The sequence below is a fragment of the Paraburkholderia fungorum genome, from assembly GCF_046027605.1.
Lineage (GTDB): Bacteria > Pseudomonadota > Gammaproteobacteria > Burkholderiales > Burkholderiaceae > Paraburkholderia > Paraburkholderia fungorum_F.
This window is the reverse complement of record NZ_JAQQEF010000001.1, coordinates 16,882-29,304: the sequence shown is the minus strand read 5'-3', so window position 1 is coordinate 29,304 and position 12,423 is coordinate 16,882. Positions and strand designations below refer to the sequence as shown.

At 61.2% G+C, this 12,423-nt stretch carries 10 protein-coding genes and 2 pseudogenes; 6 read left to right on the top strand and 6 right to left on the bottom strand.

The genetic code is table 11. The annotated features are described in order from the left end of the window. Positions 1 to 62: 62 nt before the first annotated feature. From PQR53_RS00135 to PQR53_RS00125, 3 genes are all read right to left on the bottom strand, one after another. Positions 63 to 542: a glycine zipper family protein gene (locus PQR53_RS00135; RefSeq protein WP_408450400.1), complete on the bottom strand. Its 480-nt coding sequence runs from the start codon at positions 540 to 542 to the stop codon at positions 63 to 65. Between the two features lie 204 nt (positions 543 to 746). Beyond that, positions 747 to 1,073 (bottom strand): HdeA/HdeB family chaperone, encoded by a 327-nt coding sequence (locus PQR53_RS00130; RefSeq protein WP_408450399.1) that lies wholly within the window; start codon positions 1,071 to 1,073, stop codon positions 747 to 749. A 252-nt stretch (positions 1,074 to 1,325) separates the two neighbouring features. Continuing rightward, the gene (locus PQR53_RS00125; protein WP_408450397.1) at positions 1,326 to 1,835 is read right to left on the bottom strand and encodes a lipid-binding SYLF domain-containing protein; all 510 of its coding nucleotides are present in this window, start codon (positions 1,833 to 1,835) and stop codon (positions 1,326 to 1,328) included. Between the two features lie 704 nt (positions 1,836 to 2,539). Between PQR53_RS00125 and PQR53_RS00120 the strand changes: the two genes are divergently transcribed. Further along, entirely contained in the window at positions 2,540 to 3,181 is a 642-nt protein-coding gene (locus PQR53_RS00120) for a dihydrofolate reductase family protein (protein ID WP_408450396.1), read from the top strand. Positions 3,182 to 3,874: 693 nt separating this feature from the next. Here the strand turns inward: PQR53_RS00120 and PQR53_RS00115 are convergent. From PQR53_RS00115 to PQR53_RS00105, 3 genes and pseudogenes are all read right to left on the bottom strand, one after another. Beyond that, positions 3,875 to 5,446 carry an OprD family outer membrane porin gene (locus PQR53_RS00115; RefSeq protein WP_408450394.1) on the bottom strand — a complete coding sequence of 524 codons (1,572 nt, stop codon included), beginning with the start codon at positions 5,444 to 5,446 and terminating at the stop codon, positions 3,875 to 3,877. A 241-nt stretch (positions 5,447 to 5,687) separates the two neighbouring features. Next, positions 5,688 to 5,882, bottom strand: a pseudogene (locus PQR53_RS00110) (peptide ABC transporter ATP-binding protein); the annotation flags it as partial. A gap of 177 nt (positions 5,883 to 6,059) precedes the next feature. Next, positions 6,060 to 6,632, bottom strand: coding sequence for a cupin domain-containing protein (locus tag PQR53_RS00105; protein ID WP_408450392.1), 573 nt, complete (start codon positions 6,630 to 6,632; stop codon positions 6,060 to 6,062). A gap of 260 nt (positions 6,633 to 6,892) precedes the next feature. Between PQR53_RS00105 and PQR53_RS00100 the strand changes: the two genes are divergently transcribed. The 5 genes and pseudogenes from PQR53_RS00100 (at position 6,893) to PQR53_RS00080 (ending at position 12,125) form a co-directional block, all read left to right on the top strand. Beyond that, complete coding sequence (locus PQR53_RS00100; protein WP_408451131.1) at positions 6,893 to 8,434, top strand: peptide MFS transporter; 1,542 nt, start codon at positions 6,893 to 6,895, stop codon at positions 8,432 to 8,434. A gap of 174 nt (positions 8,435 to 8,608) precedes the next feature. Then, positions 8,609 to 10,081, top strand: coding sequence for a MocR-like pyridoxine biosynthesis transcription factor PdxR (pdxR, locus tag PQR53_RS00095; protein ID WP_408450390.1), 1,473 nt, complete (start codon positions 8,609 to 8,611; stop codon positions 10,079 to 10,081). Position 10,082: 1 nt separating this feature from the next. Then, a pseudogene (locus PQR53_RS00090) lies at positions 10,083 to 10,814 on the top strand (bifunctional metallophosphatase/5'-nucleotidase); the annotation flags it as partial. 32 nt (positions 10,815 to 10,846) lie between these two features. Continuing rightward, positions 10,847 to 10,978: a hypothetical protein gene (locus PQR53_RS00085; RefSeq protein WP_408450388.1), complete on the top strand. Its 132-nt coding sequence runs from the start codon at positions 10,847 to 10,849 to the stop codon at positions 10,976 to 10,978. 694 nt (positions 10,979 to 11,672) lie between these two features. Next, complete coding sequence (locus PQR53_RS00080; RefSeq protein ID WP_007177969.1) at positions 11,673 to 12,125, top strand: HU family DNA-binding protein; 453 nt, start codon at positions 11,673 to 11,675, stop codon at positions 12,123 to 12,125. The last annotated feature ends 298 nt before the right edge of the window (positions 12,126 to 12,423 follow it).

The following is a 12,423-nucleotide window of genomic DNA, read 5'->3' as shown; positions in this document are numbered from 1 at the left end:
CTGTTCTGCACGAACCAGTAAGCGAAAGCACAGCCACGGGTTCGGTGAGTGAAGTGCGACGTTTACTGGACGGTATAGCCGCGTCCGGTCATGCAAGCTGCGACTGCGCGGTTATAGGTAGCAAGCTGACTCGACGCCTGCTGCTGCATGCCTTGCTGCTGCGCGGCCATTTGTTGCTGCTCGCGCCGCATGCGCATGCCGCTTCCCATCGTGCCCACGAGCGCACCGATTCCTGCTCCCTCGCCCCAGTGCCCCCCGGCCGCACCGCCTATCAGTGTGCCAAACAGTGCGCCGCCTGCCGCGCCGCGCATCATCTGGCCTTGCTGCTGCTGTGGGGGCGGGCTGTTCGCCATTCGCTCCGCGAGCGCGACAGGGTCGACCCCGGTAGTCTGCTGCGCCCACGAGTGGCATTCCGCCGTGTCGGTTTGCTGGCGCTCCCAGCTCTGGCCACGAGCGGGATAAATGATGGGCTGCTGCGCCTGTAATGCGAAACTGAGCGTGAGCGTCGCCAGGCCAATCCAGTACCGAACAGTTCGTTGCATGGCTCAAAGTCCCATAAGTCCCGGCGACCGCACGCCCACCTGAATGACCGGTGCTCATGCTCGGGCGCCGATGCGCGCAACTCCGGAGTCCCCCTCTTCACCAGCCGGTGACGCACTTCGACGCAATCAACTCGATGGTCGATTGTCATCGCGACATGCCGGATCGCTCATCGATCTGTTTGCATAGCGCTGCCGGTGCCACTCTCAATGATGGTCGAAGAGTGTGATCTGGCCGCTTTTATAGAGCGCTCGGACCTTGGCCTTGAACGAGGCCTTCGGCGTCTTTTTGCATTCGCCGACGATTAAGGCGACGGGCGTTGCGGTGTCGACTACCATCGTGTCGGTCTCGCGTACCCCGAGATGATCGACGCCCGCCACCCAGTAGACGAGGGCCGGTTGGTACGCCTCATCCACTGCGACAAAGTCCTCGCATTTCATTTTCGCGGGACTTATTTCCTTGCCCGTTTGAGCCGAGGCGGACAACGTCAAGCCAAGCCCTATGGCAAGTGCAGCAACAACGCTATATTTCATGATGCTTTCCTTACGAAGGTGGTTTTGAGAGTTTGTCCGGTTGACATAAGCAACCCGCTTGCGGCCGCCGGATCTGTTCGCAGAACTTGCCCCGCTGTACGGCTACGCGGGCCGGGATTGCGTGGAAAGTTGAGGGAGGCGAGCTCGCGCGGGGGCGTCGCGATGGTAGCGACCATCGCGAAGGTCGACTTTTTCGCGGAGCCGGGGCGAATAGCCTGACGCCCTAAGCGCTGATGCGACCGAGCCCGTGCGCTAACCTCTGAGACGCGTGATCTTCTGGCCTTGCAGCCCAAGACCGGCCATCAACCCTTGCTGCCCGAAAATGAACGCATAAACGTCGGACTGGAGCGTAGTCGTGGTCAGTGATCTCGCCTTTCCTGCATCCACCACGACGACGCTCGGACCCATGCCGAGCGACCATCCGTCGCTGCTATGGAGGTAATTCACCGCAGCGTCAGTCGTCAGGAACATGGCTTCCGCGAACGTCTGGACACCGGCCTGCAACCCATACGACACGGCCGTGTTGTTATAGACGCCAGTGATTTTCCCGTTCTCGATCAGCACGCCGTCCCCCCCTTGCACGCCAGCGATAAAGCCGGCCTTAACCAGGTTTGGAAAGACGAGTATCGCCTTCGATCTATCGCCAATTTCTTTTGCCTTGGGTTCCTTCGCGTACAAGGTTTGCAGCGCAGCGAGACTGTCCTGCTTGAGAACGGCGTCCTCCGCTACCGGCGTGCCTGCCGTCGACTGGGACCCGGACATGGAACTCCCGCCAGTCGAACAGGCTGTGGCGACGGTGAGGAGTGAAAGAACTGCGACGTAGCGGATTGACTTAGGCATGCGCACTCCCTTTGGCGATTGCAACGCGGTAGCGAGCCGTCATCTGGCCTGCGACCCTGATTGATTGGAACCAATATACGTAGCCGCGCCATTGAAAGGCAATTGGCCTTTGGTCTCATACAGATCGATACGCAGTCGCACTGTGCATGCGCTTCACGTGCATTCGTGGGTGGCTTCACCAGAGGCCGCGCGATCGGAGACAGGCGAATGCCGTGATACCCCTGACGCTATCCCGCATCCGGGAGGAACGGCGACAGACACAGCATCTGAAAGCGGGTAGCGCACGCTACGTGAAGTGCGAACTGACGCTGACAATACGTGAACCACTGTCCGACCGCGATGCTGTTACTTCGGAAATCCCCTGGCAAATAGGTGCGACAAAGCAAATCGCTTGCCGTCGTCGCTCAACGACGCGGTTCTATCCTTGCGATTGACAAGAAGCGGGGTGTCGCGAGTGTCTCGTTTGCGCCGGTCGGCGGGAATGCGATGGTGCGGACTCCGCATTCGGGTTTTCACCGAGTCGAATCGTTGTCGATTTGCAGTCGTATCGCGCGTCGTGTGGATGAGAGCCGAACTATCATCTGGCTTCGAAGCCACATCATTTAAAGCGCCGAACGGAGATGTTAATGACTAAGGTAAGAGTTGCCGGGTTTAGTGTCTCGCTTGATGGCTTTGCTGCGGGAATCGCTCAAAGCCTGGATCACCCGCTTGGTGTTCGAGGCGAGGAAATCTTTCAATGGTTTTTCCCGACGCGGACTTTCCGTCAGATGCTGGGCAAAGAAGGTGGTGAAATTGGCCTTGATGACAGATTCGCGCAACGAGCAATGGAAGGTTTCGGCGCCTTCATCCTCGGTCGCAACATGTTCGGCCCTGTTCGTGGGGAATGGCCGGACGATCAATGGAAAGGCTGGTGGGGTGACAATCCACCGTATCATGCGCCAACCTTCGTGCTCACGCATCATCCACGACCGTCAATTGAGATGCTAGGCGGAACGACATTTCATTTTGTTTCTGGCGGCATTGAGGATGCACTAGAAAAGGCGCGCGAAGCGGCGGCCGGAAAGGACGTCAAGATTGGCGGCGGTGTCGAGACTGTGAAGCAATACATTCAGGCCGGCTACGTGGATGAGATTCACCTCGCCGTTGCTCCGGTTGCGCTGGGTCAGGGGGAATCGCTCTTTAGCGGCCTGGATCTCCGCGCTCTGGGATATCGGACAGTCGAGCATGTACCCACGGACCGAGCCACGCACATTATCCTCGCGAAGTAACGTTGGCGTTCGGGAGACGAATGACTGCATTGCCAGGGCAATTTGGCTAACAGTCTGTCATACAGCGAGGGCGGTAGGCTTACCCACGAAGAATCGTTGCCGCCTCTCGCGAATGAAACACTTTCCTCTTTCCATCACGACAACTCCGGCACAGGCGTGCTGAACGTACGCTCGGCCAACAGTGCGCCATCCTTCGCGTTGCTCACACGGGCCAGGTAGTCAGAATCCCCCCCGGGGTTTCACCGTAGCAGACACAGTTCGGCTATATAACGTCCTCCGTCCGAGGGCGTCTTTTTGCAGTCATGTGCCTTGGACCTCAGATCGGCACCGATCCAGTAATTGACCGCGACCCATAGCGCGGCGCCGCTGGCTATTCGCATAGTCCACAACCCGACCATACGTCTGGCACACGCACCCCGTCCCGTTGACTGCGAAAAAATGATGACCACCGACCGGACGAAGCCAACCAGCAAAACCAGCGCAATAAGAGCGAGCGCGGAGAACGCCATCATGCCTTCGGAATATCCTTGCATGCCGACCCGCAGATAGATGCTCCATAAATTCACTGGCGAAGTGGACTTATGACACAAAGGAAACTCGTCTCCAGACGCGTGCAGGTATACCTCGTCACACCTGCACGCGATAAAGAGCGGTCCTAATCCGCCTATACACAGACCCGTAACCCCGCCCCGCTCAGAAAACCTTCACCGGCACATTCACCACCAACCTGTACTCCATATTGTTGCCATCGGAGTAAAAGCGCGAGGCGTTATGCCACATCGCGATGAACGTAACCTTCGTATCCTTGAAGCGGCCGCTTTGCAGCGTATAGCTCGGAATGAAGCCGAACTCGTGATGATGGCCGTGCACCGGTTCACCATTCTTCCAGTACAGGTCGTGCAGCGGCGCCGACGCCGAAGCATTATCCGCGGCACCGGCCGACGCGTCCGCGCCCCAGCCATACTCGCCCCAGAACATCGCCTTGAGCCCCGGCACGCCCGCGTATTTACCGTCGAACGTGTAGCGCAATTGCAGCGACTGCTCATGCGGTGCGTTGTAGTCGACGTCCATCGAGTTGGTCAGGTAGATGCCGTTGGTCTCGTTGACGTAGTCGAAGAACTGATCGCCGAGCACCTGCTGGTAGCCGAGCAGCAGCGCGTGCGGCCCGTGCTGCGCGGAGACCGACAGGCTGTACGCGTTACTGTTGATATGCCCCTGGCGCGATGCGCCGGTATCGTGCGTCGAGTAGACGTTCGCAAGACCGCTCCACTTGATGGTGGTCGGGTCGCCGAACGATTGCGCCACGGAGCCGTAGTACTGACGCCAGACGTCGTCGGCCTGGTCGACATACAGCGCCATTTCGCCGTTCTTCGCGTAGTGCCACGTGCCGCCCACGTAAGTCAGCCGGTCGATGCGCGTGCCGCCGTACGAGGTAGTCAGGTTGGTCAGATTCGTGTGTCCGCGTGCGTCGACTTTGGTGAAACTGCCGGCCTCCAGCGTCGTGTGAACCAGGTCGTTGCTGACCATCGACACCCCCAGGAAAGTGGGCGGCAACGCGCGGTTGTCGTGTGGTTCGAGGAACGGGTTGGTCACGGTCTGCAGGCCGTACTTCACGACCGTTTCGGAAATGCGCCCCTTGATGTCATACATGCCCGGGTAAGCCCACGCGAGTTGTTGCGAGCCGCCGCCGTCCTTGCCGACATGCACCATATTGCTGGCGCCGTTGCCGCCATCGAGTTTGAGCGCGGCGAACAGCGACGCGTCGACGCCGAAGCCGACCAGGCCTTGCGTGAACCCTGATTCATAGTTGACTTGAGCGCCCTGAACCCACGCGTGCCGATAGATCGACGGCGGGGCCTGAAAGTAGTCGGCGTAGTTGCGGAACTGCAGGTTCAGGTGGCTATCGCCGATAAAGCCCTTGCTCGCTGTCTGACTCGACGGCGGTGCGGGCGGCGTGATGGTCTGGTTAGCTTCCGCGTTGACAACGGCGTTGGTGGTGTCCGGTTGATCGTTACGCACCGAGCCACCCTGGTCCGCCCTGCGCTTGCCCGAGGGGTTCGCTTGCGAGGCTTGCGACTGTGACGCGGGAGACGAAAACGTTTGCGCGAGTGTTTGAGTTTTACCCGTATCGGCGGTGGGCTCCAATACGATGTCATCGGCGTAAGCATTCGCGCCGACGCTCAGTGCGGGCAGCGTGAATGCGCAGTAAAAGAAGGTGGCTGCACGGGTTTTTCTTGACCGGTTTTTAGTTCGACTATCTTTCATGTGGAACGTCTCTGTTATTTTGGTGAGTCCTCGGCTGGCGGTTAGCCAGCCCACGCTTATCGTTCGTCCCGATGATGACAGGACGAACGAATCCAGCGGCGCGACGGACTGCCGCGCCGGAGAATAGGGTTTTCGCTCGTTAGGCTGTCGGCTTTAGCGATGCGCCACGGGCATTTCCTGCGGGGCGCTCGTCAAGGGGACATCTGCTGGCCGTCTTTCACGCGAATGCACGCGACGCGTGTCGCGCTCGCGCCATGCGTGACGGGCTGCGGAATCTCGCTAACCCGCGCGTGCACGAATGACACGACGTGCCATACACATCGCGCTTATCGCCAAGCTTCATCACACGTCCCAGTCACATCACCAGCACGCGATGGCTGATCGCCTTGACGACCGCGAGATCGTGCGCGGCGAACAGCAGCGACAGCGACAACTCGCAGCAGCGAGCCGCGGTAGTGGAGGAACGCGCTGGCGCCAGGGGCGCGCGGTTATCCGCGGTGTCCAGGCCGGGGAGGCCCTTGTTGTCCTTGTTGTTTGCTCGGCACGCAGGATTCCTTACGTTTAGTAATGCGGGCGATCCCTGGCCGGCTCGACCGGAAAAGATGCCTGCTTTTTAGAACAGTCTTGGTGTGCCCACCCAGATGACCACCGACTCCTTGCGTGCGGTGTTCACCCAGCTGTGCGGCACCGTCGATTCGTAATGCGCGCTGTCTCCCGCGTGCAACACGAACGTCTTGCCTTCCAGTGTCAACGACACTTCGCCGTCGATCACATACACAAATTCTTCGCCGGCATGCGTGGTCACTTCGGAGCGTTTTTGCCCTGGCGGCATCCTCACGAGGATCGCTTCGAGCTGACGGCCGCCCGTCAGATTGGTCAGCCGCGCAAACAGATTGGCTGAGTCCGCGAAACCGAAAAACTTCAACTGATCGCCACGGCACACCGAGCGTTCTTCGCTTGGCGTGTCGACGAAATACTGCACCGTCACCCCGAGTGCCTGCGCAATCCCGGCCAGCGACGTGATGGACGGTGACGCCAGACCGCGTTCGACTTGCGACAAGAACGGCTTGGAAATACCTGCCGCGGTTGCCGTGTCGTCCAGGGTGCGCTTGAGCCGTTGCCGCAGTGAGCGGATCTTGCTGCCGAGTTCGAGTGCCGGATTGTTCTGTTGAATTGTCGTGACCATAGCAGGAGGAAATTAGCCCGTCAAAATTTGTTTGATATGAGTAAATATGGTTTGATAGCGGTTTAGGCCGGGGCCGCGGTCCATTCAGCGCCCGGTCATGCGAGCGACCGTTTTTCGAGACAACATTCTATGTTGCCAGAACCGAAATGCGCGGCCGCCGTTTGACCGATGTTGATCCGCGGACCGTTTTCCAGAATCAGTTTTCCGCGCCGCGTGGGCCGCCCACGTGCCGCCGCAACCGTAAGAGCAAGAGGACCATGATGAATTCATCCAATCCGCCCGGCGCACCGGTCTCGCAGACCCGTTCGTTCTCGACGGTCTTCCTGATCGAGATGTGGGAGCGCTTTGGTTATTACGGGATGGCCGCGCTGCTGGTCCTGTTCATGATCGACAAGCTGAACTTCACCGACAGCCATGCCACCCTCACGTGGGGCGCGTTCACGGCGCTGGTGTACGCGTCGCCCTCGATCGGCGGCTGGATCGGCGACAAGATTCTCGGCGCGCGCCGCACGATGATCTTCGGCGCCGTGGTGCTGGCGGCCGGCTATTTCATGCTGGCGCTGCCCAATGAGCAATTGAGCTACATGTACGCGTCGCTCGGCGTGATCGTGGTGGGCAACGGGCTTTTCAAGGCGAATGCCGCGAACCTCGTGCGTCGCATCTACGAGGGCGACGACGCGCGCATTGACAGCGCGTTCACGATCTACTACATGGCGGTCAATATCGGCTCGACGGTGTCGATGCTCGCGACACCGTGGATCAAGGACCATTGGGGCTGGCACACGGCATTCGCGGTCTGCTGCGCGGGCATGCTGCTGTCGGTGCTGAACTACTTCATCATGTTCCGCACGCTCGCGCATATCGGTTCCGCGCCGGACGCCGGACCGATCCGTTGGAAGCGCGTCGGCGCGGTCGCGCTGGGCGGTATCGTGCTCGGCACGGCAACGATGTTCGTGCTGCAGCACAAGGCGATTGCGGTGGCCTGCGTCTACACGGCGGGCGTCGCGATTCTGGCGATCTTCGGCTACATGCTGGTGAAGTGCGAACGCTCGGAGCGCGCGGGTCTGGTCGCCGCGCTGATCCTGACCGCGCAGGTGATCCTGTTCTTCGTGTTCTATGTGCAGATGTCGACGTCGCTCACGCTGTTCGCGCTGCGCAACGTCGATCCGCGTTTCATGCTGTTCGGCGAGACGCTCTTCACGTGGAGCGCCGCGCAATTCCAGGCGCTCAATCCGATCTGGATCATGATGCTGAGCCCAGTGCTCGCGCTGCTCTATACGAAGCTCGCAAAGAGCGGCAAGGACGTGCCGGTTGCGGTCAAGTACGCATTCGGCTTCGCGGTGGTGGCGGCCGGCTTCTTCGTGTATGCGGCGAGCGGCAACTACGCGGTGAACGGACGCGTGTCGTCGTGGTTCATGGTGGGCGGCTACGGCCTGTATTCGCTCGGCGAATTGCTGGTGAGCGGGCTGGGTCTCGCGATGATCGCGCGCTACGTGCCGGCGCGCATGAGCGGCTTCATGATGGGCGCTTACTTCGTTGCAACCGGCGTGTCGCAGTATCTGGGCAGCGTGGTCGCAAACTTCGCGCAGATGCCGGCGGGCGATCTGGACCCGCTCGAATCGTTGCCGTTGTACACGAAGCTGTTCACGGGCCTGGGCTGGCTCGCGGCGGTCGGCGCGCTGGTTGCCGTGCTGCTGTTGCCGCTGATGCGCAAGCTTTCGCGTGAGCATCAGCGCTGCAGCGACGAGGCGCGCGAGAGCGCGCGGCAAACCACTGCGCTGAGTGGTGCGAGCGCGGATTAAGCCAGTCGGCGGCAGAATGAAATGGCGCGCCGCGTGTTACACGGGCGCGCCATTTTTGCGTTCTGGGTCATGCTTTCGCGTTCGTCCCTTCGATGGCGGCGACCGAGGTAAGCTTGCGGCTGGCACCGGCCTTTCGGTTCTGCCATTTCCCGTATATTTCAGGTAACCACTCGGATGGACATCCACATTGCGGTTGAAGGGCGTCACGATCTGTCCGGACAGATCTACCGGCAGTTGCGTGCCGGCATACTCGCAGGGCGTCTCGCCGGCGGCACACGCCTGCCTTCCACGCGCGATCTCGCGACGCAACTGGGCGTGTCGCGCAAGACCACGCTCGACGTATTCGAGCGGCTGCTCTCCGAAGGCTATCTGAGCGCCCGCGCCGGTTCGGGCACCTTCGTCGCCGATGGTCTCGAGCGTCTTCCGGTGGAGCGCTCGCCGCATGCGCGGGCCGCCGACTCCGCGCGCGAGCGGGTGACGGCGAAACAGCAAGCCGCGGCGCGCGCCCAGCCGCTGTGGGAGCAGATGCCTGAGACCTTGCCGCTGCCGCGGCCTACAGTGGCCTCGCCGTACGACTTTGTCGGCGGCGCGACCGACAAGTCGCTGTTCCCCTTCGACGTCTGGCGCCGCTGCGTGAACCACGCATTGCGGATGCAAGCCCGCGGCCCGGGCACGTATCGCGACGTGGCCGGCGAGCAGGAGTTGCGCCTCGCGATTTCGCGCTATCTGGCGTTCAACCGCGCGGTCACGAGCAACTGGGACGACGTGATCGTCACGCAAGGCGCGCAGCACGCGCTCGATCTGATGGCACGCATCACGTTGCGGCCCGGCGAGATCGCGGCGCTCGAAGATCCCGGCTATCCACCGGCCCACGCCTGCTTCACGGCCACGGGCGCACGCGTGGTGCCGGTCCCGGTGGACAGCGAAGGCCTGATCGTGAGCAAGCTTCCGGACAAGGCGCGGCTCGTCTATGTGACGCCCTCGCATCAGTTCCCACTCGGCATGCCCATGAGTCTGGAGCGGCGGGTCGAGTTGCTCGAATGGGCGCAGAAACGCGGCGCCGTGATCATCGAAGACGATTACGACTGCGAATACCGCTTCGAAGGCCGGCCGATGGAGCCGCTGAAAAGTCTCGACCGCGCCGGTCTCGTCGCTTATCTGGGCACGTTTTCGAAGACGATTTTCCCGGAGCTGCGGGTCGGCTACGTGGTGCCCCCGGCCTCGCTCCATGGTCCGCTGCTGAAGGCCCGCCAGATCGCCGACTGTCACGGCTGCACGCTCACGCAAACCGCGCTCGCGACCTTCATGCTCAACGGCGACTTCGCCAAGCATCTGCGGCGCATGCACAAGACTTATGCGGCGCGCCGCGCGATGCTGCTGAAGCACTTGCGGGGCGATCTCGCGCCGTGGTTCGAACCGATCGTGCCGACTGCCGGCATCCATCTGGCAACGCGGCTGAAGGCGCCGTTGACCGAGGAAGCGCTGGTGGGCGCCGCGCGTGAGGCGTCGATCGGTTTGTATGGACTCGCGCCGTTCTATTGGCGCGCGAAGCCGGAGCCCGGCTTGATGTTCGGCTATGGCAACATCGCCGTCGAGCATATCGATGCGGCGCTCACGAAGCTCGCCGAGATTCTGCCGCGCCTCTAAAGGCAGCGTGTTCGACGTGCCGAACATGAGCCCGGTGGCGTCGCAACCGGCATGCGCGGGACCGAATTTTCCGCTGGTGCTCTCGAACGTGCTCGGCGCGAAATCGCAGCAGCCGATTTTCAAGCCGTACACGCTCATCGAGCGCGCGCTGACGGCCACGACGCCCGACGGCAAGACCGTCAGCGCGCCGGTGAAAATCGGCGTGATCGGCTTCACGCCGCCCGCGATCATGGCGTGGGACAAGCGCTGGCTCGACGGCAACGTGTACACGCAAGGGCTGGTGGAAAGCGCTTCGAAGTACGTGCCGGAAATGAAGGCCAAGCGCGCGCAGATTGTCGTCGCGATGTCGCATGGCGGCCTTGACGATTCGACCTATTCGCCTTCGATGGAAAACGGCAGCTACTATCTTTCGAAGGTGCCCGGCATCGACGCGATGCTGATCGGCCACTCGCATCAGGTATTCCCCGACAAGAACAGCACGGTCACGCAATTCGACCTGCCGGGTGTCGACAAGGTGAAGGGCATCGTCAACGGCGTGCCGACCGTGATGGCGAATTTCTGGGGCAAGCATCTCGGCGTGATCAAGCTCGCGCTGAACTATACGAACGGCACATGGGCGGTGGACCGCAATTCGAGCACGGCGCAAGCGCGTTCGATCCAGAACGCGGATAACAGCTACGTGGCGGTCGATCCAGCGATCTCGCAGGCGATTGCGGCCGAACACAGTGCGACCAGCGCTTCACGAAGGTGGCGACGGCCGGCCAGGTGACTTTCACGGCGGCGCCGAACCTGGTCGCGCTCGCGCAGAGCAACGGCATTACCAACGTCACTCAGCTCCGGGCCGACGACGGCATCGGCAAGGGTCTCGCGGTCTACTCGGTGAACCTCAACCAATGAGGGCGCGTTTCTCTCTGAAGCTGGCGGTCTTGGCGGCGACTGCCTCGCGACGACGCGCTGGCGCGGCAATGGCTGACGCGCGCGGCCAATGCGGAGTTACCCGAAGCCAATCTGGCGTTGGCCATCGCCTATCGCAATGGCGAGCTCGGGATGGCGCGCGACGAAGATGCGTATTGGGCCCACGTGAAAGAGACCGAGCACGATCTGAAGCACGTCAGCCGGCCATGATCGCGCGTTAAGGCGTTGAAGCGTTGAAGCATTGAAAAGGCCCTGCGCTTTTCTGTCGCAGAACAACCTTAGCCGCCCCCTGCAGAGATATTCGCTGCAGGGGGCGTGTTTTTTCCGCCGCATGAATTGGCATGGCGAGCGCGTCGGCGAGCTTTGGTTCGACCATCGAGTCGCCGTCCTTCGGTCATCCCCTTACGCCGAAAGTGCCTCTATTCAGGTATCGAAACGATCTGTAACGCGCGTTACGTGTTCGTGTTGCAGACCGCTTCGAAGCACGCCGACGCACGTTTACCCGCTAAAACAAGGATCAAAATGTGTTGCGAAGTCAGCGCCGCGCAACAAACCTTCGCTGTTATACACAAAAGAGTCGCGCAAATCGTATTAGCGCTTGTAGAATCCGGCGTTGAAGCGTGCACATACCGTGTGCGCTTCGTGCAATTCACTGACCACTACAGGTAGGAGAAACATGCCGACTTCCGCAAAAAAGGTGGCCAAGAAGGCTGCTGCCCCGGTACCGACCAAGAAGGTTGCTGCAAAGAAAGTCCCTGCGAAGAAAGCCGTCGCAGCTAAGAAGGTCGCCGTGAAGGCTTCCAGCGCTCCGTCGCCGATCAAGGACACCTTCACGAAGGCCTCGCTGGCTGCACACGTCGCTGAACGCGCCGCTGTGGAACCGAAGACCGCCAAGGCCGTGCTGGCCGCGCTCGAAGACACGATCCTCGGCGCCGTGCACAAGAAGGGCGCTGGTGAATTCACGCTGTCGGGTCTTCTGAAGATCGTCGTGCAAGCTGTGCCGGCGAAGAAGAAGCGCTTCGGCAAAGACCCGTTCTCGGGTGAAGAGCGTTGGTTCCCGGCCAAGCCGGCTAGCGTGCGCATCAAGGCACGTCCGCTGAAGAAGCTGAAAGACGCAGCAGCAGGCTGATCGCGCTTCATGCGTTAGCGCGGTGTTTAACCGTGCGGTTCTGGCAGCGTGCTTCTAGCCGTCTGTTTTTAACCGTGGCTAACGTTTGAGCCGACCCGCAGTGCGAGTTGTCCAGATCCCCGTGGATGCGAATCCGCGGGGATTTTTTATGCGTGGCCTCGGCGCTTTGCGAGGTGGCGCAAGCGTGCCGCGGTCCTGCCGCGGGTTCGACTCCGCTCCGAAGAAGGCCCCGTGTCAGGTTTTGGCAATGACAGCCGCCGCCCGCCACCGTGCCCCTTGTGCACCGTACTAGCGCATC

Coding starts and splice junctions, on each gene's coding strand:
- PQR53_RS00135 (WP_408450400.1), bottom strand. CDS start 542: ATGCAACGAACTGTTCGGTACTGGATTGGCCTGGCGACGCTCACGCTC.
- PQR53_RS00130 (WP_408450399.1), bottom strand. CDS start 1,073: ATGAAATATAGCGTTGTTGCTGCACTTGCCATAGGGCTTGGCTTGACG.
- PQR53_RS00125 (WP_408450397.1), bottom strand. CDS start 1,835: ATGTCCGGGTCCCAGTCGACGGCAGGCACGCCGGTAGCGGAGGACGCC.
- PQR53_RS00120 (WP_408450396.1), top strand. CDS start 2,540: ATGACTAAGGTAAGAGTTGCCGGGTTTAGTGTCTCGCTTGATGGCTTT.
- PQR53_RS00115 (WP_408450394.1), bottom strand. CDS start 5,446: ATGAAAGATAGTCGAACTAAAAACCGGTCAAGAAAAACCCGTGCAGCC.
- PQR53_RS00105 (WP_408450392.1), bottom strand. CDS start 6,632: ATGGTCACGACAATTCAACAGAACAATCCGGCACTCGAACTCGGCAGC.
- PQR53_RS00100 (WP_408451131.1), top strand. CDS start 6,893: ATGAATTCATCCAATCCGCCCGGCGCACCGGTCTCGCAGACCCGTTCG.
- pdxR (WP_408450390.1), top strand. CDS start 8,609: ATGGACATCCACATTGCGGTTGAAGGGCGTCACGATCTGTCCGGACAG.
- PQR53_RS00080 (WP_007177969.1), top strand. CDS start 11,673: ATGCCGACTTCCGCAAAAAAGGTGGCCAAGAAGGCTGCTGCCCCGGTA.